The 21,897-nt window shown below is 68.2% G+C and carries 18 protein-coding genes; 5 read left to right on the top strand and 13 right to left on the bottom strand.

Annotated features, from left to right (window positions below; translation table 11 throughout):
* Positions 1–38: 38 nt before the first annotated feature.
* On the top strand, positions 39–704 hold the full coding sequence (locus M3M28_RS00275; RefSeq protein ID WP_249386866.1) for an alpha/beta fold hydrolase: 666 nt from the start codon (positions 39–41) through the stop codon (positions 702–704).
* On the opposite strand, the gene M3M28_RS00270 is transcribed toward M3M28_RS00275, so the two are convergent.
* Complete coding sequence (locus M3M28_RS00270; protein WP_249386865.1) at positions 701–2,056, bottom strand: DHA2 family efflux MFS transporter permease subunit; 1,356 nt, start codon at positions 2,054–2,056, stop codon at positions 701–703. The genes M3M28_RS00275 and M3M28_RS00270 overlap by 4 nt on opposite strands.
* Here M3M28_RS00270 and M3M28_RS00265 point away from each other — a divergent pair.
* A complete protein-coding gene (locus M3M28_RS00265; protein ID WP_249386864.1) occupies positions 2,022–2,516 on the top strand; it encodes a TetR family transcriptional regulator in 495 nt (164 codons plus the stop codon). The two genes, M3M28_RS00270 and M3M28_RS00265, sit on opposite strands and share 35 nt — an antisense overlap.
* Before the next feature lie 16 nt (positions 2,517–2,532).
* Here the strand turns inward: M3M28_RS00265 and M3M28_RS00260 are convergent, their stop codons facing one another.
* Both M3M28_RS00260 and M3M28_RS00255 read right to left on the bottom strand, forming a co-directional pair.
* Positions 2,533–2,841 carry an antibiotic biosynthesis monooxygenase family protein gene (locus M3M28_RS00260; protein WP_249386863.1) on the bottom strand — a complete coding sequence of 103 codons (309 nt, stop codon included), beginning with the start codon at positions 2,839–2,841 and terminating at the stop codon, positions 2,533–2,535.
* Between the two features lie 49 nt (positions 2,842–2,890).
* The gene (locus M3M28_RS00255) at positions 2,891–4,387 is read right to left on the bottom strand and encodes a gamma-aminobutyraldehyde dehydrogenase (RefSeq protein WP_249386862.1); all 1,497 of its coding nucleotides are present in this window, start codon (positions 4,385–4,387) and stop codon (positions 2,891–2,893) included.
* Between the two features lie 163 nt (positions 4,388–4,550).
* On the opposite strand from M3M28_RS00255, the gene M3M28_RS00250 reads away from it, so the two are divergent.
* Positions 4,551–6,050 (top strand): CoA-acylating methylmalonate-semialdehyde dehydrogenase, encoded by a 1,500-nt coding sequence (locus M3M28_RS00250; protein WP_249386861.1) that lies wholly within the window; start codon positions 4,551–4,553, stop codon positions 6,048–6,050.
* Positions 6,051–6,128: 78 nt separating this feature from the next.
* Here the strand turns inward: M3M28_RS00250 and M3M28_RS00245 are convergent, their stop codons facing one another.
* Together M3M28_RS00245 and M3M28_RS00240 are read right to left on the bottom strand one after the other, a co-directional pair.
* Positions 6,129–10,661, bottom strand: a complete 4,533-nt coding sequence (locus M3M28_RS00245) for a lamin tail domain-containing protein (protein ID WP_249386860.1) — start codon at positions 10,659–10,661, stop codon at positions 6,129–6,131.
* Positions 10,662–10,786: 125 nt separating this feature from the next.
* The gene (locus M3M28_RS00240) at positions 10,787–12,295 is read right to left on the bottom strand and encodes a helix-turn-helix domain-containing protein (RefSeq protein ID WP_249386859.1); all 1,509 of its coding nucleotides are present in this window, start codon (positions 12,293–12,295) and stop codon (positions 10,787–10,789) included.
* A 99-nt stretch (positions 12,296–12,394) separates the two neighbouring features.
* Between M3M28_RS00240 and M3M28_RS00235 the strand changes: the two genes are divergently transcribed.
* A complete protein-coding gene (locus tag M3M28_RS00235; protein WP_431193851.1) occupies positions 12,395–13,759 on the top strand; it encodes an aspartate aminotransferase family protein in 1,365 nt (454 codons plus the stop codon).
* Between the two features lie 14 nt (positions 13,760–13,773).
* On the opposite strand, the gene M3M28_RS00230 is transcribed toward M3M28_RS00235, so the two are convergent.
* Entirely contained in the window at positions 13,774–14,412 is a 639-nt protein-coding gene (locus tag M3M28_RS00230) for a response regulator (RefSeq protein WP_249386857.1), read from the bottom strand.
* On the bottom strand, positions 14,409–15,533 hold the full coding sequence (locus M3M28_RS00225; protein ID WP_249386856.1) for a sensor histidine kinase: 1,125 nt from the start codon (positions 15,531–15,533) through the stop codon (positions 14,409–14,411). Before M3M28_RS00225 ends, M3M28_RS00230 begins: the two co-directional genes overlap by 4 nt.
* 109 nt (positions 15,534–15,642) lie before the next feature.
* Between M3M28_RS00225 and M3M28_RS00220 the strand changes: the two genes are divergently transcribed.
* Positions 15,643–16,329 (top strand): GAP family protein, encoded by a 687-nt coding sequence (locus tag M3M28_RS00220; protein WP_249386855.1) that lies wholly within the window; start codon positions 15,643–15,645, stop codon positions 16,327–16,329.
* A gap of 4 nt (positions 16,330–16,333) precedes the next feature.
* Here the strand turns inward: M3M28_RS00220 and M3M28_RS00215 are convergent, their stop codons facing one another.
* From M3M28_RS00215 to M3M28_RS00190, 6 genes are read right to left on the bottom strand one after another with little or no spacing between them, the layout of a single operon-like run.
* Positions 16,334–17,710: an NAD(P)/FAD-dependent oxidoreductase gene (locus M3M28_RS00215; RefSeq protein WP_249386854.1), complete on the bottom strand. Its 1,377-nt coding sequence runs from the start codon at positions 17,708–17,710 to the stop codon at positions 16,334–16,336.
* Between the two features lie 13 nt (positions 17,711–17,723).
* Entirely contained in the window at positions 17,724–19,073 is a 1,350-nt protein-coding gene (locus M3M28_RS00210) for a D-arabinono-1,4-lactone oxidase (RefSeq protein ID WP_249386853.1), read from the bottom strand.
* Complete coding sequence (locus M3M28_RS00205; RefSeq protein ID WP_249386852.1) at positions 19,070–20,257, bottom strand: alanine racemase; 1,188 nt, start codon at positions 20,255–20,257, stop codon at positions 19,070–19,072. The genes M3M28_RS00210 and M3M28_RS00205 overlap by 4 nt, the downstream gene beginning before the upstream one ends.
* 2 nt (positions 20,258–20,259) lie before the next feature.
* Positions 20,260–20,571 carry a chorismate mutase gene (locus M3M28_RS00200; RefSeq protein ID WP_125107527.1) on the bottom strand — a complete coding sequence of 104 codons (312 nt, stop codon included), beginning with the start codon at positions 20,569–20,571 and terminating at the stop codon, positions 20,260–20,262.
* A gap of 27 nt (positions 20,572–20,598) precedes the next feature.
* Entirely contained in the window at positions 20,599–21,303 is a 705-nt protein-coding gene (gene deoC, locus M3M28_RS00195; protein WP_249386851.1) for a deoxyribose-phosphate aldolase, read from the bottom strand.
* Between the two features lie 4 nt (positions 21,304–21,307).
* On the bottom strand, positions 21,308–21,895 hold the full coding sequence (locus M3M28_RS00190) for a GNAT family N-acetyltransferase (RefSeq protein WP_249386850.1): 588 nt from the start codon (positions 21,893–21,895) through the stop codon (positions 21,308–21,310).
* Between the last annotated feature and the right edge of the window lie 2 nt (positions 21,896–21,897).

Raw genomic sequence — 21,897 nt, 5'->3', positions numbered from 1 at the left:
AGCCTACTCTCCGGGTGAGTCCGTGAAGAATAGGGCTTATGACCTCTCCTACCTGCGTCGAATTCATTCATGCCGGACCGCAGTCGCCGCGAGTGTGGGATCCGGTGATCGCGCAGCTCCCCGCATCCATCGATGCGGTGGCCCAGACCATCCCCGGCATCAGCGCGCCGGCACCCGACGGTTTCTCGCTCGACGCGGCCGCGCGGTGGGTGCTCGACGACCTCGCCGACCGCACCGACGAGGAGGGCGTGCTCGTCGGCATCTCGGTGGGGGCGCTCATAGCGATCCGCGCCGCCGCGCTCGAGCCCTGGCTGGTGAAGGGCCTCGTGCTCTCCGCGCCGTTCGCGCGCTCGCCCCGGGCGCTGCTGAAGATGCAGCGCACGATCTCGAGCGCCCTGCCCGAGCGCTACCTCGCGGGCCCGACGATCGAGGAGGGTGGCTCGGGCATTACGAAGCAGGACCTATTGTCGGTGCTCGACGGCATGTCGGGCCTCGACCTGCGGCCTGAGCTTTACCGCATCCAGTGCCCCGCCCTTGTACTCGTCGGCGGCAACGACCGCGCGAACCACAAGGGCTCGGGTGAGGTCGTCGAGTCGATGCAGGATGCGCAGCTGCAGATTGTGCCCGGCGAGGGCCATCTCTGGAACGAGACGAACCCGCAACGCTTCGCGGCCGCGGTGAGCGGTTGGGTCGAGTCGCTCTAGGCCGTCGCCTCGGGATGCTTGCGGATCGTCACCGCGAGCCCGACCGCGATCAGCGTAAGTACGCCGCCGATGATGAACGGGTAGCGGCCCGCGTCAGCCACGTCGCCGAAGGCAGTCTGTGCGATACCGAACGCGGTGAGGAACAGCGCCGTACCGATGGCGCCGGCGAGTTGCTGCCACGTGTTGAGGATCGCCGAACCGTGGCCGTACATGTCGCGCGGCAGCGAGCCGCGCGAGTGCGTCAGCAGCGCCGAGATGATGAGGGCCATGCCCGCGCTGAAGACGCAGTGGCAGAGGATGACGAACCACGCCTCGGTGCTGGCGCCGACGGTAGCGAGGCCCCACTGCCCGGCGGTGAGCAAGAGCGCGCCGGGAATCACAAGCACGGCGGGGCCCTGGCGGTCGTAGATGCGGCCGGCGATCGGCGCGATGATCGCCTGCGTGAGACCGCCCGGCAGCAGCGAGAGGCCGACCGCCGCGGTGCTCAGGCCGAGCCCATTCTCAAGGTAGACCGGCAGCACAACGACCGAGCCGAGCATCGCGGCGAAGGTGATGCCGATAATGAGCAGGCTGCGCACGAACACGCCGTCCTTGAGCGGGGCAAGGTTGAGCAGTGGCGCCGCATGCTGGCGCTCGAGCGATTGCTGTCGCATCGCGAAGACGCTCAGGGCCGAGAGGCCGACAACGAGGGCGATGACCGGCACGAAGTCGCCGTTGCCGATCTCCGAGATGCCCGAGACGCCATAGACGAAGCCGCCGAAGCCGACGACCGAGAGCAGGATTGACACGACGTCGAGGCGGCCGTCGGGTTGGCCCTTACCGGCGGGCAGCGCAATGACGCCGCCGACGAGCGAGAGCAGGGCGAACATCGCCATGCCCCAGAACAGCGCGTGCCAGGTGAACGCGTCGATGACGAGGCCCGCGAGGGTGGGGCCGATCGCCGGGGCGACCGAGATGACGACGGTGTTGAGGCCCATGATCGAGCCGCGGTGCTCAGCCGGAACGCGCTGCAGGGTGGTGGTCATGAGCAGCGGCATGATCACCGCGGTGCCGAGCGCCTGCACGACGCGGGCGATGAGCATCGTCTCGAAGTTCGTCGCGAGCGCCGCGACAAGGGTGCCGATGCCGAAGAGCACGATGGCGACGAGGAAGAGCGTCTTCCTGTTGAACCGCTGCATCAGGTAGCCGATGAGCGGAACGCAGATGGCCATGGTGAGCAGGAACCCCGTGGTGAACCAACCGGCGGTGAGCGACGAGATCGAGAAGTCGGCCATGAGCGACGGCAGCGCAACGGTGAGCACCGTCTCGTTGAGGATCATGACGAACGCCGAGATCGCCGAAGCGGCGGGCATCTCGGCCCGCACGTTCTTCCGCTACTTCGACAACAAAGAGCACGCCGGCATCCCCGGTCAGCTCGACTTTCAGCACCGCATCGAGGCGTTCGTGCCGGTCGATGGCCCGCCGAGCAGCGTGCTCCAGCAGATCGAGGCGATGCTCGAGGCCGAGATCCGCGAGTCGGCCGAGCGGAATCAGATCACGATCCGCACCGCGCTCATGTTCGCGAGCGAGCCCGCCCTGCTCGAGGAGGCGGCGGCGCAGCTGCAGCGCACGTCGAAGGTGCTGCAGGCGATCGTGCTCGAGCACTGCCCCTCACTGAAGAGGTCGGTGACGCTCATCATCACCGACCTCGCCATGACGACCTGGCACACGAGCTGGGAGGCGCTCGGGCAGCGGTACAAGGCGGGCGAAACGATCACGCCCCTCGACAACTACCGCGAGCACTGCGCCATGCTGCGCGAGATCGTGCAGTAATTACTCCGCAGAAGACCTACGGGGTGGGCTCGACATCGAGTACGACCTCGAACTCGAACAGGCTCGCGCCGCTCGCCACAGGCTTGCCGTGCTCGCCCGAGTGCGCGGCCCGAGCATCCCCGTCGCGCCACGCGGCGAACGACTCCTCGTCTTCCCACTCGGTGACCACGAAGTAGCGCGTCTCGCCCGCGGTCGGGCGCAGCAGCTGGAAACCGCGGAAGCCCGGCGACTTCTCGACGGTGCCGGCACGCTCGGCAAAGCGGCGTTCGAGTTCGGGGCCCGCCTGCTCCGGCACTTCAATGGCATTGATCTTCACGATAGGCATGCCCCGAAGCGTAGCCACGGAAGATGGGTCGAAGGTGAGCGACCGCTGGCTACTCACCCGCAAAAATGATGCGGTGCCAGTCCTTCTTCGCCACGGCGGTGATGTCCTGGATCACGTGCTTGACGTTCGTGTACTCCTCGAGTGAGTACGCCGACATGTCCTTGCCGTAGCCAGAGGCCTTGTAGCCACCGTGCGGCATCTCGGAGATGATCGGGATGTGGTCGTTGATCCACACGCAGCCGGCGTCGATCTCGCGTGAGGCGCGGTTCGCGCGGTACACGTTGCTCGTCCAGGCGGATGCGGCGAGGCCGTAGGGCGTGTCGTTCGCGAGCTCGATCGCCTCGTCGTCGCTCGAGAACGGCAGCACGACCAGCACCGGGCCGAAGACCTCGTTCTGCACGATCTCAGAGTCCTGCGTCGCGCCCGTGATGAGGGTCGGCTCATAGAAGTAGCCGTCGCCCTCGGGTACGTGGCCGCCGCGCACGATCGTGGCGCCAGCATCCGCCGCCCGCTCGACCATCGCCGCAACCTTCTGCTGGTGGCCGCGCGAGGAGAGTGGCCCGAGGTCGGTTTGCGCATCGTCGGGCGTGCCGAGCTTGATCGTGTCGATCACCGCGGCGGTCTTGGCGACGAACTCGTCGAACACCGACTCGTGCACGTACGCGCGAGTCGCCGCCGTGCAGTCCTGGCCCGTGTTGATGCAGGATGCGGCCACCGCGCCGTTCGCCGCTGCGTCGAGGTCGGCGTCGTCAAACACCACAAACGGCGCCTTGCCGCCGAGTTCGAGGTGCAGGCGCTTGCCGGGGATCGTCGACGCGATCGAGCGACCGACCTCGGTTGATCCGGTAAACGAGACCATGTTCACGTCGGTGTGCGTGGTGAGGTGCGTGCCGACCGAACGGCCGCCGCCGGTAACGATGTTGATGACGCCGGCGGGGATGCCCGCGCGGGCCGCCGACTCGGCAAACAGCAGCGAGGTGAGCGGGGTGATCTCAGCGGGCTTGAGCACGATCGTGTTGCCGGCCGCGACGGCGGGCAGGATCTTCCAGGCCGCCATCTGCAGTGGGTAGTTCCACGGCGCGATCGACCCCACGACACCGATCGGCTCGCGGCGAATCGACGAGGTGTGGTCGGCCGAGTACTCGGCCTGCGCCTTGCCCTCGAGCTGGCGGGCCGCGCCCGCGTAGAAGGCGACGTTGTCGATCGATCCGGCGACGTCGAAGAGCGTGGTCAGCTTGAGGGGCTTACCGCACTGGCGCGACTCCCAGCGCGCGAGCTCATCCTCGTGCTCGTGCAGGTCGCGCACCCAGGCGTGCATGAGGTCACTGCGCTCCCCGGGCGTGCGTCGAGACCAGTCGGCAAAGGCGCGACGCGCAGCCGCAACGGCCGCATCCACTTGCTCGGCGGAGGCCTCCGGCTGGTCGACAATGACCTGGTCAAGCGCGGGGTCGCTCACCTCGACGCGGCGTTCGCCAGCGCCGGCCACGTACTCGCCATCGATCCAGTTGAGTGGCTGCTGCCAGGTCAATTCAGCGATCTTGGACATCTCGTATCACTCTTTCAAAGCTGGTGTGCCCCTATCTCAGCAGATCACCCAGGCGAGCCAGCTGACAATTTGGCAGTCAACGCCGCAAGAATCGACAATGCCGACAGTTTGCCGCGGCCCGGGCCGCCGTAGCGTCCATGACAGACCCGATGAAAGGACTCTCATGACGAACCTCCCGGTTGTTCCGCACTGGATCGGTGGCAAGGAAGTCACCCCCGAAGGCACCCGCACCGCCCCCGTGTTCGACCCGGCGCTCGGCGAAGAGACGAAGCGCGTCGTGCTCGCGGAGCAGACCGACGTCGACGTCGCCGTGAAGAGCGCCCACGAGGCGTACCGTTCGTGGCGGGATGTGTCGCTCGCGAAGCGCACCTCGGTCATCTTCAAGTTCCGCGAACTGCTCGACTCGCGCAAGGGTGAGCTCGCCGAGCTCATCACCGCCGAGCACGGCAAGGTGCTCGACGATGCGCTCGGCGAGATCTCGCGCGGCCAGGAGGTCGTCGAATACGCCTGCGGCATCACGGCGCACCTGCGCGGCCACTTCTCGGAGCAGATCTCGACCGGTTTCGACATCCACTCGGTGAACCAGCCCGTGGGTGTTGCGGCGATCATTTCGCCCTTCAACTTCCCCGCCATGGTGCCGATGTGGTTCTTCCCCATCGCCATTGCGGCCGGCAACGCGGTCGTGCTCAAGCCTTCCGAGAAGGACCCCTCGGCGGCGATCTGGATCGCAAAGCTCTGGCAGGAAGCGGGCCTCCCCGACGGCGTCTTCACGGTGCTCAACGGCGACAAGGTCGCGGTTGACGGCCTGCTCACGCACCCCCAGGTCGACGCGATCTCCTTCGTCGGCTCGACGCCGATCGCGCGCTACGTCTACGAGACCGGCACCGCGCACGGTAAGCGCGTCCAGGCACTCGGCGGCGCCAAGAACCACATGCTCGTGCTGCCCGACGCCGACCTCGACCTCGTCGCCGACTCGGCGATCAACGCCGGCTTCGGCTCGGCGGGCGAACGCTGCATGGCCATCTCGGTCGTCGTCGCGGTCGAGCCGGTCGCCGACGAGCTCATCGAGAAGATCACCGAGCGCATGGGCACGCTGCGCGTCGGCGACGGCCGCCGCGGCTGCGACATGGGCCCGCTCGTGACACAGGCGCACCGCGACAAGGTCGCCGGTTACATCGACGTGGCGATTGAAGACGGCGCCGATGTCGTCGTCGACGGCCGCGGCATCGAGGTTGACGGTGAGGCGGGCGGCTTCTGGCTCGGCCCGACCCTCATCGACAAGGTGCCCACGAGCTCGCGTGTCTACACCGAAGAGATCTTCGGCCCCGTGCTCTCGATCGTGCGTGTCGCCTCCTTCGACGAGGGCGTCGACCTCATCAACAACGGTGCGTTCGGCAACGGCACCGCCGTGTTCACGAACGATGGCGGCGCGGCCCGACGCTTCCAGCGCGAGATCGAGGTCGGCATGATCGGCGTCAACGTGCCGATCCCCGTCCCCATCGCGAGCTACTCGTTCGGTGGTTGGAAGGAGTCGCTGTTCGGCGACACGAAGGCCCACGGCGCTGAGGGCGTGCGCTTCTTCACCCGCCAGAAGGCGATCACGACCCGCTGGCTCGACCCGAGCCACGGCGGTATCAACCTCGGTTTCCCCCAGAACGACTAGTTCTTCCTACAGCCACACAACGACGCGGGGTCCCGTTCACAATGTGAACGGAACCCCGCGTCGTTGTGTGACGTGCAGCTACCGCTGCGCTCCGCGGCGGCGCAGCAGGAGCCCACCCGCCGCGATGGCCGTCAGTGCGAATGCGGTGAACGCCAGCGTTCCTTCGGCACCGGTGGAAGCCAGGCCACCTCCGCTGTCACCGCCATCACCCTCGTCCGACGCCCCCTCAGCCACGGCGGGTGGCGTCGCCGTCACCGTCGGCGCGGAACCGGAATCCGAGTCGTCCGTTTCGATCGGTGCCGGTGCCTCGGTCGGAATCGGTGATTCCGTCGGAGCCGGTGATTCCGTCGGAGCCGGTGATTCCGTCGGAGCCGGTGATTCCGTCGGAGCCGGTGATTCTGTCGGGACTGGCGACTCAGTCGGAGCCGGGGGCTCAGTGACTGCCGGGGACTCGGTCGGGGCCGGCGTTGCGCAACCCTCGAGGCCGTCCTGAACCTCCGAGCGGAACTCGCCGCCGTACGCATCCGTCACGACGAAGTACCAGGCCTCAACGTCAGCGAGCTGTGCCGGCGACACGACCACCTGCGAGCCAGAGGCCGCCTGAGCTTCGGCGACCACGTCGTCCGTGAGCACATCAACCTGCACCTGGTCGGTCGTGAGCGACTTCTCGTGTGCCACGATGCCGAGGTCGCTGTAGTTCAGCGTGAACTCCTGCGCCTCAAGCTCGATGGCAGCATCGTCGGTGTCGTAGTCGTCAAGCGAGTACGAGTAGGTACGGTTCGTGATCGTGCCAGCGCTCGAGTCCAGGTGCTGCAGGCGCAGGTACCCCTGGCCACCCTCGGGCAGTGCCTGGAAGTCGAACAGCACGGCAGCCACGGTGCGGTCGGTCACGCCGTCGCCGTCATCATCAATCGGGTACTGCTGCACGTTGGCATCGTGGTAGTGACCCGACTGGACCATCGCGACGTTCTCGTTGGGCACGATGACTTCCTGGTACACGCGCTCGGGGATCGCGCCGCGGCCACCGGTCGTAGTGAGGAACTCGTGCATGTTGATTACCGCGGTGCGCTCCGGGTACTGGGCGAGCACCTCGTTCATCCAGTCGATCTGCTCGTCGCCTGCGCCCCAACCCATGTAGAGGTAGATGAAGTCAACACCGGCGACGGTGACGAGGTCATAGTGACCACGGTTGTCTTCCGTGTCGCCGCCCCACCACGCATTGTCGTTGTACCGGTCGGCGCCGAACCACTGGCTGTAGTACGTGTAATCGTCGTCCTTGTGGCCAACATCGTGGTTGCCCGCCAGCACACCGTAGGGGAAGTCGGCGTCATCAAGGCGCTGGTACGCCTCGTCGGCCCGTTCCCACTGCTCGGCTTCGCTTGCGACGTTGACGATGTCACCGGTGTGCGAGAGGTACTGGATGTTCATCGGGTCGCGCTGCTGCAGCAGGTAGTCGTGGAGGCTCACCTGGTGCTTGTAGTACGACTCGGTCTCGTTGTAGTACTGGGTGTCGGTCTCCCACGCGATGGTCGCGTCGTAGGCCGAGCGGGGCGTGTCGCCCTCGTTTACCGGGGTGTAGGCGCTGTCGCGGTCCGAGCGGTCTTCGCCAGCCCAGCCCACGCCGTTCTGCACGAGCAGCTGCACCTTGCCGTCGATCGCGAAGTCGCCTGCGTCAACGACCTCCGAGAAGGACACCGAACCATCGGCCTCCTCGGTCAGGATGCGGTGGGCGAGTTCCACCCACTCGCCTGCGGTCGAGAGCGCGAACAGCGTCACTCGCGTGCCGGGGTTCGCCTCGCCTTCCCACTTCACGCGCACCTCGTCACCGGCAGCGGTCCCCTCGGGCACCGGCGCCGTGAACTGCTGGTACGGCAGCGCATCCACGCCCGTCGCGGTGACGCCTTCACCGTCGGCCGCTGCCAACGTTGCGAGCTCGTCACCAATCACAGCGGTGCCCTCACGGTCGGTCGCTGCGCCGTCGTGCACCGTGCCCGAGCTCACTTCGAGGTCAGCGACCGGCACAGTCGAGCCGCGCCGCACGCTCACGTCGAGGTCGTCGCCGCTTGGGTCGCTCAGCTGGATAACGCCGTTCGCGTCACACGTCGGGAAGCTCGTGACCTCAGCGCTCGGGTTCTCTTCGGGAACGGTGAACGTCACGGTCACATCCGACTTGTTGCCCTGGAGGTCCGCCGCAGTCACGACAAGGGTGTGCTCACCGGCGGCGAGTTTGGTTGAAGAGGTCGCGAGGGGCAGCTGCACCTCTTCACCGTCCAGCGTCGTCGTGACCGAGTCATCGTCGACGCCCTGGCCCTCGCCGTCGGTGATGTCGGCGTTGAGCTCGGTTTCACCGCGCAGCTCGCCGCCGTCGGCAATCGAGGTCGTAATGGTCGGCGCGGTGTTGTCGACGTTCACGGTGAGGTCGAGCGATTCGTTACCGCTGCGAACGGTGACCGAGTGCTCGCCATCCGCAACATTTGTGGTGTCGACATCGCAGCGGACCGACGAGAACGCATCCTCCGGAATCACGAATTCGGCGTCATAGGTGTCGAGCAGGCCCGCGGAGTCGCCCATCTTCAGGTCGGTACCGGCGATGTAGCCGGTCGGTGTCAGCGTGCGACCGTCGGGCAGCACGAGTCGCACATCGCGGATCGTGAAGTCGTCGTTGTTCTCGAGGTCGTCGGGGCCAGGGTGGGCCTTGGTGCCTGCCGCGACCGAGACGGTGACGGTCTCGCCAGGGGCGAACGCATCGAGTGCCACCTCCGACGAGATGGTCTCCCAGCCGGTATAGATGCCGTCGTCGAAGATGTGCAGTGGCTCGCCATCGAACATGATCGCGTTCTGGAAGAACGTGTCAACGCCGGTCGCCTCGAATGCGAACACCGGGGCAGCCTCAAGGGAGGGTTCGGAGGTGCATTGCTCGCCATCGAACTCGATCACGGGCGTACCTGCCTCGGCGCTGCCGACGATCTGTGTGGTGCCCGAGACCCAGCTGCCGTCGCTGAGGTTCGAGCGCACCGGGCCCTGTTCCTCACGCTTGACGTCGATTCGCGTCGTCTGCAGTTCGGTCGTGTTCGTGCCGTCAGAGGCGGTGAGCGAGTACTCGAGCCAGTCCTTGCCGGTGAGGTCGATTTGCGGGTACGCGTACGAGTAGCTCTCGCCGTCCTCGCTCACCTGGAGGTTGATGGTGCGAGTGTCACCGGCGCTCGTCGCGATGTCCAGCGTCACGGTGCGCACGAGCACATCGTCGTTGATCTTGAACGCGAACTCGAAGTCGGCGGCCGGGTCAATCTCCTGGGCCGTCGCATCCGTGATCTGCGGAGCCTGCGCATCCGCCGACACCTCGACCGGCGTCGAGGGCAGCTGATCCGCTTGGGTTGAGCCGGGGGTCGCGGTGTCGATCGACAGCTTCGGCTGCGCGAGGTCGGAACCCGAGCCATAGCGGATGCCCTGGTCGGCCTGGGTGTCGTCGGCGTCGGTCTCGTTGTAGTAGACCCGCGTGATCGTGTGGCCGGTGTTCGTACGAATGTCGAGCGAACGCAGCGAGCCATTCGCCATGCCGCCGGACTGGGTTTCGATGAGTGTCTCACCAGCGACGAGCTGCGTGCCGAACTTCGCGTTGAAGTCCTCCACCGTCAGCTCCTGGTTCTGGGCGTTCTTCACCCACACCACGACCGATGCACCCGGAGCGACTTCGGCGTCAGGTGTGTCGAGCGCCCACTGGATGTCGGAGTTGACCGAGAGATCAGCCTCGGGGTAGCCGTACATGAGCTGGTAGTCACGCAGGTTCACCGTCGAGTTCGTCGGGTTCGTGATTTCGATGAACTCGAAGGCGTCAGCGCCGCCCACGTTCGACGAGTCCGGCAGCAGCTCAGTGATGAGCAGTGGCTTGTCAGTATCGGCGCCCGGGGTGGCGGTCGGTGTCGGCGAGGGCTCGGGGGTCTCGGAGGGGGCGGGGGTCTCGGTCGGGGCCGGAGTCTCTTCCTCAGCAACGGCCGCACCGGGGGTCGCCGGCTGATTCGACCCGACGAGCGGCGCCGAGCCCGACTCGGCATAGCCGAACTGGGCCGTTCCCGACGTGCTCACGCTCCCCGACGGGTAGAACGACCACGCGTCGACGCCGTCGGGCGACACGAGGCGTACGCCACGGTTGCCGCCGTTGGCCATCCCCGATTGACCGGTCGCGGTCACGATGCGGTAGCTGCTGTTCGCGTCGCCCCAGTTCTCCCGGAAGTCGACCTCGGTGAAGTTTTCGCTGTTCACCGTGTCAGTCGCGTACTTCAGCCAGACGACGACCGACTCGCCGGGCGCGACGGTGAGGTCGTCACCCGACAGCGTCAGCGCAACGTCGTTGTCCGCAGCGGCGGTGTCGCCATAGATGTACTTGACCGACCACCCACTGAGATCGACGGCAGTGTCGGAGTAGTTTGTGAGCTCAAAGAACTCGAAATTGTCGACGCCGGAGTGGTCCGGCGCGATCTCGGTCACGGCGAGCGGCATGGCGGCCGAGGCGCCAAGCGCCGCCGGGGCGCCAAGCAGAACAGGAGCGGTACAGGTGACGGCGGTGGCCGCGAGCGCGGCGAGCCAGCGACGTACACCAGGTATGACAGACATGAATCCTCCGGGAATGACGTGAACCCCGCTAGGGAAGTGCTTTCCAGCAACGCAATGCTTACCCGCGTGTAAACGACGCCTGTCGCCAACGTGAATGCGAATCAAACTTGTCGACCGGCACCCGATTACCGCACGAGTTGCAATGCCATCCAAAGTTGCGCGCGGGCCGAGAAGTCATCGAGGTCGTACCCGGTGGCAGCCCCGGCCGCGGCGACCCGCGCCCGCAAGGTGTGGCGGTGGATGCCGAGCTCGCGTGCCGCCGGATCCCATGCACAGTTGTGCGCATACCAGGCGCGCAGCGCGGCAAGGAGTTCATCGGCGTCGTCGCGGGCGCGGAGTTCCGCGAGCATCCGTGCGGCAAGCAGCTGCCCCTGCTCGGCGTCGAGCCAGGCGAGCAGCCCATGCTCGGCGAGCCGGTCGAACTCGACCACCTCGCCGACGCGGGCCGCGCGCTGCAGGGCGTGCCGCGCATCCGCATAGCCCTGCGCGATGTCGGCAACGTCGACGGCAGTGGAGACGCCCGCCGTGAGTTCTTCGCGCACGAGCGGCTCGGGCAGCTCGGCGTCATCGGGCACGATGAGCAGGAGTTCGTCACCATGGCGCGCAAAGGTGAGGTCGCGGGATGCGGCGAGCAGCTCAAGCTCGTCAAGCACGCGCGTCCACTCGGTTACGCCGCCCGCGACGATGACGCGCACGCGGCCGCCCGGCACCCAAGTGCCGAGATCGCGCAGCGCATCCCCCGCCGCGGCGGTCGCCCCGGCGAGGTAGAGCTCGGCAACGCCCGTGCGCAGGCTGCGGCGGGCGCTGTCGAGCACGCGCGACTGTTCGATCGCGATCGAGGCGATGCCGACGACGCTCGCGAGCAACTGCGCGCCCGCGGCATCGAGTGGCGCACCAGAACCGATCGCGAGCACGCCGCGAAGCCGATCGGGCTGGCCAATCGTGTGCAGCGTCACGCTGTGCTCGGCCGAGGCGAGGCGGGCCGCGGCGCGCCGGCGGCCCCGCAGCTGGCCCGCCACCGCATCCGCAAGCTCGGCCTCGAGTTCGGGCGGCACCCGGCGACCAAGTTGCACCTGCACGCGTCGCCCGAGCGCGTCGTAGAGCGCCACCCAACTGTCGAGCTGGGTGGAGAGCTCGCGCAGCGTCGCGGCGAGCCCGTCGGGGCGAAGTGTCGCGCGAGCAATCGCTCGCTGCGCCCGGTTCGACCACTCGAGTCGCTCATTGCGCTCGGCCGCAATGGCGTCCGCGACCGTGCGGGAGATGCGGATGAATGGGGTCGACGAGGGCACGATGAACAGCGGCAGTTCGTGATAGACGGTCGCGTCAATCACCTCGGCCGGCACCCGGGCGTGCGCGACGTTCACCGCGAAGCCGAGCCCGACGATGCCCGCGTCGCGCAGGCGCCGAACGTACTCGCGCGCGTACTCGGCCTCGGCCGCCGCGTCATGCTGGCGGCCGAACTGCGTGCCGTCGGTGAGCAGCAGCTGCCCGGCCTCGAGCCAGGGCGAGGGATGCTCGAGGTTCGAGGAGTGCGCCCACGACACTTTCTCGTCGAGCTGGTCGTCGCGCACCTCAAGCGGCCGCGCGAGGCGCAGGCCAAGCGCCGGGTCGGCCAGGAGGGTTCGAAGCGTCATCACCACGCCGCCAGCGTAGCCGACGCCGAGTGCGGATCTGTCTACGAACATCCGGCACCTTCGACAGAACGGCACTCGCGGCCAGGAAGCACGGGCACAATGCTGGGAGCAGCACACCCCACCGTCAAAGGAGCCGACGTGACCGACACCACCCTCACCAGCCTGAGCAACGCCGAGGTCGCCAAGTACGACACCTCGCACGTGTTCCACTCCTGGTCGGCCCAGGGCAAGCTTGCCCCGCTGCCGATCAAGACCGCGCATGGCTCGACGGTGGTCGATTTCGATGGCAACGAGTACCTCGACCTCTCGAGCCAGCTCGTCTTCACCAACCTCGGGCACCAGCACCCGCGCGTCGTCAAGGCGATCAAGCAGCAGGCAGATGAGCTGCTCACCATCGCACCTGCGCACGCGAACCAGACCCGCGCGCGGGCGGCAGAGCTCATCCTCGGCCTGGCCCCAGACAACATGGACCGCGTCTTCTTCACGAACGGCGGCGCCGACGCGAACGAAAACGCGATCCGCCTCGCCCGCCAGTTCACCGGCCGCGACAAGGTGCTCTCGCGCTACCGCTCCTACCACGGCAACACCGGCGCGGCGATCGTCGCGACTGGCGACTGGCGCCGTCAGCCGAACGAATACGCGACCGGCCACGTGCACTTCTTCGGCCCCTACCTCTACCGCAGCGAGTTCTGGGCGGAAACCGAAGAGCAGGAGTGCGAGCGTGCCCTGCAGCACCTCGACGCGGTGATTCGCCACGAGGGTGCGAACACGATTGCGGCCATCCTGCTCGAGTCGATCCCCGGCACCGCGGGCATCATGGTGCCGCCGGCGGGCTACCTCCAGGGCGTGCGCGAGCTCGCCGACCGCTACGGCATCGTGCTCATCGCCGACGAGGTCATGGCCGGCTTCGGCCGTACCGGCGAATGGTTCGCGTTCCAGGCCCAGGGCATCACGCCCGACCTCATCACCTTCGCGAAGGGTGTCAACTCGGGCTACGTGCCACTCGGCGGCGTCGTCATCTCGAAGGAGATCGCGGCGGCGTTCGACGAGCGCGTTTTCCCCGGTGGCCTCACCTACTCGGGCCACCCGCTCGCGACGGCGGCGGCGGTGGCGACCATCGAGACGATGAGCGACGAGGGCGTCGTCGAGCACGCCCGCGAGCTCGGCACCGACGTGATCGGTCCGCGCCTGCGCGAGCTCGCCGAGGAGCTCGACGTGATCGGCGAGGTGCGCGGCACCGGCGTGTTCTGGGCGATCGAGCTCGTGTCGGACGCGGCGGCGCGCACCCCCGTCGCGGCAGAGTACATGGGCCGCGTCAAGGCGGCGCTCGTCGCCCGTGGCGTGATTCCGTTCACGAGCGATAACCGTATCCACATCGTGCCGCCGTGCACGATCTCTGCCGAAGAGCTCAACCGTGGCCTCGACGTCGTCGCCGAGGTGCTGCGCAGCGAGGCTGTCGCCTAGGTCTCGCGAGCGGTCTACCCTGCCGCGTCGCGCGCGAGCAGGGCGGCCTGCGTGCGCGAACTCACCCCGAGTTTCGCGAGAATGCGCGAAACGTGCTGTTTCGTCGTGCCGAGCGTGATGTGCAGCTCCGCGGCGATCTCGCCGTTCGTCGCACCCCGCCCGATCGCCCCGAGTATTTCGAGCTCTCGCTCGGTGAGGCCCGCCTCGCGCACCTGCGCGGCGGCGGGCCTCTCGCTTCGTGCGCCCGCCGCCGCCTGCAGCACGCGCGCCGTCACCTCGGGTGCGACGACACCCTGACCGCGCGCGACCCGGCGGATCGCGTCGACGAGCTCGCTCGGCTCGGCGGTTTTGAGCAGGAAGCCGGCAGCGCCGGCGTTGATCGCGGCGAACACGACGTCATCCTCGTCATAGGTCGTCAGCACAAGCACGCGAGTGCCCTCGGCCGCGAGCACCCGGGTCGCCTCGGCGCCGTCGACGCCGGGCATCCGCATATCCATGAGCACGACATCCGGTTTGAGCGCGCGGGCGTTGCCGATTGCGGTCGCGCCGTCGGACGCCTCCCCCACGACCTCGATGTCGTCGGCGGCCTCGAGCATCATTCGCAGGCCGGCGCGGATCGCCGCGTGATCGTCGGCGAGCAGCACGCGCGTCATCGAGGCACCTCCGCCCGCACGCGCCAGACATTGCGGCCCGCTGCCCCCGACTCGCCCGCGCTGAACCGGCCGCCCGCGCCGCGCATCCGCCGGGCCATCTGGCCCAGGCCGAGGCCGCTCGAGCCGCCGCGGGGTGCATCCGCTATTGGGTTTTCGATCTCGAGCGCGAGGCGGTCGTCGTCGGTCTCGAGGCGCAGCGTGGCCGTGCCATCGCCATACTTCAGTGCGTTCGCGAGGGCTTCGCGCGCGACCTCGCCGAGCGCGCCGTCAGCCTGAACCACCAATTCACCGCTCACCTCAATCTCAAGCCCCGCCTGCTGAGCTCTCGCAACCTCCGCATCCAGGGTCGTTGCGGCGATCCGCTCGGGCGTCGAGTCGCTACGCAGCACGTCGATGAGCTGCCGCATCTCGCCGAGCGCGGCGAGGGATGCGCGGCGCACCTCCGCGAGCGCGCGGCGGTCACGGTCGGCATCGGGTGCGCCGTCGAGGGCGCCCGCCGAGAAGATCGTGATCGCCGAGAGGTGGGCCGAGACGGTGTCGTGGAGGTCACGAGCCACCGCCTCGCGATCGGCCTGCACCGCGACCGCGGCGCGTAACCGCTCGGCTTCGGCGAGTTCGTCGCCCGCGCGCAGTTCGCTGCTCCACCACATCGGCAGGGCGCAGACGAGCATGACCTGCAGGGTCATCGAGGTCGTCGCGTCGATGCTGCGCGTACCGATCGCGACGCATGTGATGACGATCACACTCGTGGCGATGAGCAGACCGACGCCGATGCGCCGGTCACGCGCCGCGCCGTAGCGCCAGAGTCCGTAGATCGCGGAGCTCCATTCGAGCTGCACCGTGATGTGGGTGCCCGTGAGACCCGACACCGCGACGCCGACACAGGCCAAGAGCAGCGCCGGGACCGGCAGCGCCGAGGTGAATGCGGCGGCCACGGCCGTGATCGCGAGCGGCACCAGGAAGAGCGCTGGATGCGAACCCTCGCCGAAGAGCCCCGGTACGACGCCGCTGCCCGGGTCTGCGACGAGCATGATGACCCCGAGTGCGGCGACCGCGACCGACCAGGGTACGTCACGGCGCAGCGCGATCGCGAGGGGTTCGCGCGGCGTGAACGAGAGCATGACTCCAGTATGTCGGCGCACGGCGGCCGACGGTACGGCACCAAAGTTAGGGGCGGCAACCTCACCTGCGCCAGATGGCGGGTGCCCGCGCGCCCGCAACGCTGAAGACATGGAACTTCTGCTCGCACTCCCCGCGCTCGCCCTCGCCGATTCGCTGAGCTACGGCACGCTGACGATTCCCGTCTGGCTGCTGCTCGAGCCGGGTCGGGTGCGTGGTCGGCGCGTGTTCACGTACCTGCTCACAATCGCCGCGTTCTACTTCGCCATCGGCCTCGGCCTGCTCTGGAGCGCCGGCTGGCTGCTGCCGTTCGCTATCGACGCGGCCGAGTCACCGGCCGGGCACCTCGTGCTGCTCGTCACCGGCATCGCGCTCGTCATCTGGAGCTTCGCCCTCGACTCGAAGGGGGCGAAGGCAAAGCGCGCGAACGGCGGCGGCCTCATGGCGAAGCTCGGGAAATGGCGCACCTCCGACAAGCCGGTCGCCACCGTTGCCGTCGCGGCCGGACTCATCGAACTGCTCACGATGCTGCCGTACCTCGTCGGCATCGGGCTCATCTCATCGAGCGACGCGAGCCCGGCGACGTCGATCGGGCTGCTCGCCGGCTACTGCCTCGTCATGGTGCTGCCCGCCCTCGCGCTGTTCGGGCTGCGAGCCGCGCTCGGCTCGCGGGTCGAGGGCCTGCTCGATCGCATCAACGCCTGGATGCTCAAGCACGGCGAATCGGCGCTGAGCTGGGTCGTCGGCATCCTCGGCGTCGTGCTGATCGTCAACAACCTCAATCTGGTTGGGAACTGATCGGCTAATGCGAACGCCCTGACACAAGGTCGGCGACGCGGGCGAGTGGCGAGGTGGTCGCTCGGCCGCCGTACTCGGCGCAGTCGGCGGCGCCGTAGGCGCCGTAGATGACGCGGGTCGCGATCCAGCGCAGGGGCTCAGGCTCCCAGCGGCGAACGCGGTGGCCGACCCAGGGCAGCGCGTTGAGTTCGGTGTTGCGACCGAGCACGAGGTCGCGCAGGGTGCGGCCCGCGAGGTTCGTTGTGGCGACACCGGTGCCGACATAGCCGCCGGCGTGGCCAAGGCCTGTGGCGGGGTCGAAGGTAACGGTGGCCGCCCAATCACGGGGCACGCCAAGAGTCCCCGACCAGAGGTGGTCGATGTCGACGCCGTCGAGCACGGGGAAGAACCGCACGAGCAAGTCACGAAGCGAGCCAGCGGTAACGGGCTGGGTGCGGCCGTCGTCATCGGTCGCCGAGTTCCAGCGGTACGGCACGCCGCGGCCGCCGAACGCGATGCGGTCGTCGGCGGTGCGCTGTGCGTACATGTAGACGTGCGCGAAGTCGCCGAGCACCTCGCGGCCCTCCCACCCGATGTGCTGCCACTGCGCCTCGTTGAGCGGCTCGGTCGCGATGAGCGACGAGTTCATCGGTAGCCACTCGCGGTGCAGGCCGCGCAGCCCTGCGGTGAAGCCCTCGGTCGCGCGAATCACGACGCCGGCGCGTACGGTACCGGTAGCGGTCACGGCTTCGCCGGGCCGAATCTCCTCCACCCGGGTGCCCTCGTAGATCTCGACGCCGAGCTTGGCGACGGCCTCGCTCAGTCCGCGCGCGAGCTTCGCGGGGTGAATGCGCGCGGTGTGCGGCGACCAGAGCGCGCCGAGCGTGCCGGCCACGTTGATACGTTCTTTCGCCGCGACGGCATCGAGTCGTTGCCAGCCACCGATGCCGTCCCACGACTCGTCGTCGGCGAGCATCCCTTCAAGCCTCGCGAGCTGCGCCGGCGCGTAGGCGACCTCGTGATCGCCACCCTTAACGATGTCGGCGTCGATGCCCTCGTCGGCCGCGACGCGAATCACCTCGTCGACCGTCGCGTTCATCGCGAGCTGGAAGTCGCGCGCCGCCTCGCGCCCGTGCGTCGACACGTACTGGTTGATGCCGCCGGTGACCGAGTTCGTGAGCCAACCGCCATTGCGACCCGACGCCCCAAACCCGCAGAAGCGCGCCTCGAGCACCGCGATGCGCGCATCCGGCTTCGCCTGCTTCAGGTAGTAGGCGGTCCAGAGGCCGGTGTAGCCGCCACCCACGATCGCGACATCGACGTCGAGATCACCCTCGACCCCGGGCCGCGGCACGGGCGTGCCCAGATCAGTCCACCAGTGCGAAACGTTGCCGTTGATCATGGGCCCGGGCCCCCTACTCCCCCAACGTGCGGGTCAGGTATTGGTTCGCGAAGACGCGGTTCGGATCGACGTCGTTGCGCAGGGCGACGAAATCATCGAAGCGTGGGTAGAGCTCGCGCAGTTCGTCGTGGCGCAGCGTGTGCAGCTTGCCCCAGTGCGGGCGGCCGGCCGCGGCCTGGAGCACCTCTTCGACGGCGCCGAAGAACTCGAGGTGCGGCTCGCGCACGTACTGGTGCACCGAGATGTACATCGACTCGCGCTGGTAAGCGGTCGACAGCGGCACCTCGTCGGCGCCGGCGCAACGCACCTCGATCGGGAACGAGACATTCCAGTCGTTCGCGTCGATGAGCTGCTGAATCTCGCGGACGACCTCGGGGCCGTCCTCGAGCGGCACGGCGTACTCCATCTCGTTGAAGCGCACGCGCCGCTGGCTCACGAACACGCCGTGCGAGTCGTCGACGTAGTGGCGGCGGCCCATCAGCGACGCCGAGAACTGGTTGATCTTCGGTACGACGCCGGGCACGACCGAGCCGAGCGACGCGACGAGCTGGTGCGCCCAGTTCTGCACGACCTCCTCGTCGACGAACTTCGCGAGCGCGGTCTGCGGGGCGAACGACTCATCGGGCTCCTCGCCCGGTGCGAGGCGGCGGTTCGTCTTCACGAGCGCCGAGTCGGCGTGCGGAAACCAGAAGAACTCGACGTGGTCGTTCGAGCGGGCGCGCTCGATGAAGCTCTCGACGACCTCGTCCATCGGCAGGGCGTCTTCGCTTGCGGCGACGCGGAACGCGGGCACGCACTGAATGCCCACCTCGAGCACGACGCCGAGCGCGCCGAGGCCGAGGCGCGCGAACTCGAACAGGTCGGGGTGCGTGCGCTCGTCGCAGTAGACGATCGAGCCGTCGGCGAGCACCATGCGCAGCGACTTCACCATCTCCGCGAGGCCCGAAAAGCCGAGGCCGGTGCCATGCGTGCCGGTCGAGATCGCACCGGCGATCGTCTGCGCGTCGATGTCGCCCTGGTTCGCGAGCGCGAGGTTGTACGGGCCGAGCAGCTTCGGCAGCTCGTGCAGCTTCGTGCCGGCGCGGAAGGTCGCGACGTTCGTGTCGGGGTTCACCGACACGAGCCCGCGGTAGTCGTCGAAGTGCAGGCGCAGGCCCTCGGTCGTCGCGATGTCGTTGAACGAGTGCCCCGAGCCGACCGACTTGATCTTCAGGCCCGAGCCCGATGCCCCGATGACAAGCGCCTTGACTGCCGTCTCGCTGGTCGGCCCGGCGACGAGGGTCGAGGTCTCGGTGACGCCACCCGACCAGTTGCGCCACGCGTTGGGTCGACGCTTCGGCTTCGCGGTCTCGTCAGCGCTCATAGGTACGCGAATCCCTCTCCTCGATACGTCTTCCAGAACTGTTCGATTATTCCACCCTTTACCACGGCGAAATCCGTGATGCGTTCAGCGAGTTCGCCAGCTTTTACGTGCCGCAGCCATACACGATCTCCAATTTCGAGCCCGCGGGCCGCGTGGCCGGTGATGGGCGTCTGCACCTCACCGGCGCCCTCCTCGTGCAGGTAGTGCAGCCCCCGCGGCCAGTCGATGACGGGCAGGCGGTCGGCCCCGGGCTTGCCGGATGCGCTCCAGCCGCCGCCGTGCAAGGTCACGATCTCGGCGGTCGGCTTGCGCACGACATCGAGGCCAAAAAACGCAGCCGCCTCGTGCTGGAACCCACGGAATCTGTCGAACGAGGCGGGCGAAAAGAAGCCGCTGCCAGCGGCGATCTCGGTCACCGAGGGGTCGGCCGAGGTCGACTCGAGCGAGCCCGTGCCGCCGCCGTTCACGAACTCGAGCTCGCCGGCGACGTCACGCACGGCCTCGACCATCTCGCCGCGGCGCCGCGGCACATCCGCCAGCGACTGCTGCCGAATCACCCGGATCGCGACGCCGCGTGGGGTGTGCGCCGCATCCGGGAGGCCCGCGACCTGCGACTCGTACGCCATCATGCCGACGAGCCGCACTCCCTTCCGCGCATTCACCGTGCGGGCGAAGGCGGCCGCCTGCGCGGCCTCGCGGATGCTCGAGCGGAAGACGCCGTAGTGCAGGTGGCCGCGCAGCAGGGGCTTCGCCGGCCACCAGCTCACATCGCCCTCCATCGCGACGCGAAGCACGCCCGGCCCAGGCGCGACGGCGTCAAAGAAGTCGAGGTGCTCCACCGCGTCGATCATGAGCGTGATGCGCTCACGCAGCTGCGCGTCCGAGCGCAACTCGCGTAGCGCATCCCGGTTCGTCGTCGGATAGCCGAGCACAACATCCTCGTGCCCGTCGCGCGCGAGCATGATCGCCTCGGGCAGCGTGAAGGCAAGGATGCCGCGAAAGCCCGGATGCTCGAGGACGCGCTCGAGCGCGGCCCGGGTGCGCAAGGATTTCGACGCGACGCGGATGGGCACGCCGCCTGCGCGCTGCGCCATCGCCAAAATATTGCGGTCGAAGGCCTCGAGATCGATGACCCCGCAGGGCGCGGGCAGCGACGCGGCCGCCCGCCGCACAGATGCGCGCACGGCTAGTTGCTCTCGGCGGCGATCCGCTCATGATGCCGGATGACCTCCGCGATGATGAAGCCGAGGAACTTCTCGGCGAACTCGGGGTCGAGGTCGGCGTCGTGCGCGAGCTGGCGCAGGCGCGCGACCTGCTGCTGCTCGCGGGCGGGGTCGCTCGCGGGCAGCTCGTTCGCGGCCTTGAGTTCGCCCACCTGCTGCGTGCAGCGGAAGCGTTCGGCGAGGATCGAAATGAGCGCCGAGTCGATGTTGTCGATCGACTTGCGGATGCGCCCGAGCTCTTCGAGGGCCTGTTGTTGCTGCGCTGCTGACACCATGCTCACGATGGTATCGGCATCTGCCAGCTACTCGGTCGGCGCGTCGGCGAGCACTTGCGCCGACGACGACATGCCGAGGCGCGAGGCGCCGGCCTCGATCATCTTGAGCGCGTCGTCGTACGTGCGCACGCCGCCCGAGGCCTTCACACCGAGGCGGTCGCCGACGGTGGCGCGCATGAGGCGCACGGCCTCGACCGAAGCGCCGCCGGCCTTGTGGAAGCCGGTCGACGTCTTCACGAAGTCGGCGCCCGCGGCCTCGGCAGCCTGGCACGCGGCGACGATCTCGGCGTCGGTGAGCGCGGCCGATTCGATGATCACCTTGAGCAGGGTCGGTGCGGGCACGGCCCGGCGCACGGCCTCGATGTCGGCCTTCACGAGCTCGGGGTTGCCCGCCTTGAGCTGCCCGATGTCGATGACCATGTCGATCTCGTCAGCGCCTTCGGTCACGGCCTTCGCGGCCTCGACGGCCTTGATGTTCGAGTGGTGCTTGCCCGAGGGGAAGCCGACGACGGTGCAGATCTTCGGGCCCGCAGCATCCGCCATCTCGGTCTCGACGTCGGGGTCGAGGCCGGCCGACCAGGCGCCGCCGACGGGCAGCATGTTCGGCGAGACGCAGATCGAGAAGGTGCCGAGTTCGGCGGCCTCGCGGTAGAGCGCGATGACGTCGTCGTTCGTCGCGTCGGTGGCGAGCAGCGTGTGGTCGATGTACTTGGCGAGTTCAGCACGGTTCATGTCGCTAGTCTCCCACGCGCGCGTCAAGGCCGGCCCGAACCTCGGGCCACTCCTGCTCAAGAATCGAGAACACGACCGTCGACCGCTTCGAGCCGTCGGCGCGCGGGCGGTCCTCGCGGAGGATGCCGTCGAGGTGCGCCCCGAGCTTCGTCACGGCCGCCCGCGAACGGTCGTTGAGGTTGTCGACCTCGAACACGACGCGGTGGGCGCCACCGTCGAACGCCGCCGCGAGCATGGCCCGCTTCGCCTCGGGGTTCACGGTCGTGCCCCACACCTCGGGGCTGTACGCGGTGTAGCCGATCGTCACCGATTCGCGCCGGTAGTCGGCGTTGTAGAACGAGGTCGTGCCGACCGCGCGGCCGTCGAAGCGCACGAGGTAGGTGCGCGACTCGTCGCCGCTCGGGCGGTAGCCGTCGAACCACTCGGCGAACGAGTCGTGGTTGCGGAACGCCGCGACGCCGCCGCCGAAGCCGCCCGCGAAGACCTCTTCGCGCCACAGGGCGGGCGCCAGCTCCTCGAGCCCGGCCTGGTCGATCGGCTCGAGGCGCACGCGCGTTCCCTCGAGAACGGTGTCGCGCTCCGGCAGCTGCATGG

Source organism: Gulosibacter sediminis (assembly GCF_023370115.1).
In the GTDB taxonomy this organism is placed as follows: Bacteria; Actinomycetota; Actinomycetes; order Actinomycetales; family Microbacteriaceae; genus Gulosibacter; species Gulosibacter sediminis_A.
The sequence above is the reverse complement of the archived record's forward strand: the minus strand, read 5'-3'. Positions and strand labels throughout refer to the sequence as shown.

What these genes read in the sequence shown, in the direction of transcription:
- M3M28_RS00270 (WP_249386865.1), bottom strand. Translation starts at nt 2,056, where the DNA reads ATGCCCGCCGCTTCGGCGATCTCGGCGTTCGTCATGATCCTCAACGAG.
- M3M28_RS00275 (WP_249386866.1), top strand. Translation starts at nt 39, where the DNA reads ATGACCTCTCCTACCTGCGTCGAATTCATTCATGCCGGACCGCAGTCG.
- M3M28_RS00260 (WP_249386863.1), bottom strand. Translation starts at nt 2,841, where the DNA reads ATGCCTATCGTGAAGATCAATGCCATTGAAGTGCCGGAGCAGGCGGGC.
- M3M28_RS00215 (WP_249386854.1), bottom strand. Translation starts at nt 17,710, where the DNA reads ATGATCAACGGCAACGTTTCGCACTGGTGGACTGATCTGGGCACGCCC.
- M3M28_RS00190 (WP_249386850.1), bottom strand. Translation starts at nt 21,895, where the DNA reads ATGCAGCTGCCGGAGCGCGACACCGTTCTCGAGGGAACGCGCGTGCGC.
- M3M28_RS00235 (WP_431193851.1), top strand. Translation starts at nt 12,395, where the DNA reads ATGCTGGGAGCAGCACACCCCACCGTCAAAGGAGCCGACGTGACCGAC.
- M3M28_RS00220 (WP_249386855.1), top strand. Translation starts at nt 15,643, where the DNA reads ATGGAACTTCTGCTCGCACTCCCCGCGCTCGCCCTCGCCGATTCGCTG.
- M3M28_RS00210 (WP_249386853.1), bottom strand. Translation starts at nt 19,073, where the DNA reads ATGAGCGCTGACGAGACCGCGAAGCCGAAGCGTCGACCCAACGCGTGG.
- M3M28_RS00255 (WP_249386862.1), bottom strand. Translation starts at nt 4,387, where the DNA reads ATGTCCAAGATCGCTGAATTGACCTGGCAGCAGCCACTCAACTGGATC.
- M3M28_RS00245 (WP_249386860.1), bottom strand. Translation starts at nt 10,661, where the DNA reads ATGTCTGTCATACCTGGTGTACGTCGCTGGCTCGCCGCGCTCGCGGCC.
- M3M28_RS00230 (WP_249386857.1), bottom strand. Translation starts at nt 14,412, where the DNA reads ATGACGCGCGTGCTGCTCGCCGACGATCACGCGGCGATCCGCGCCGGC.
- deoC (WP_249386851.1), bottom strand. Translation starts at nt 21,303, where the DNA reads ATGAACCGTGCTGAACTCGCCAAGTACATCGACCACACGCTGCTCGCC.
- M3M28_RS00240 (WP_249386859.1), bottom strand. Translation starts at nt 12,295, where the DNA reads ATGACGCTTCGAACCCTCCTGGCCGACCCGGCGCTTGGCCTGCGCCTC.
- M3M28_RS00200 (WP_125107527.1), bottom strand. Translation starts at nt 20,571, where the DNA reads ATGGTGTCAGCAGCGCAGCAACAACAGGCCCTCGAAGAGCTCGGGCGC.
- M3M28_RS00225 (WP_249386856.1), bottom strand. Translation starts at nt 15,533, where the DNA reads ATGCTCTCGTTCACGCCGCGCGAACCCCTCGCGATCGCGCTGCGCCGT.
- M3M28_RS00265 (WP_249386864.1), top strand. Translation starts at nt 2,022, where the DNA reads ATGACGAACGCCGAGATCGCCGAAGCGGCGGGCATCTCGGCCCGCACG.
- M3M28_RS00250 (WP_249386861.1), top strand. Translation starts at nt 4,551, where the DNA reads ATGACGAACCTCCCGGTTGTTCCGCACTGGATCGGTGGCAAGGAAGTC.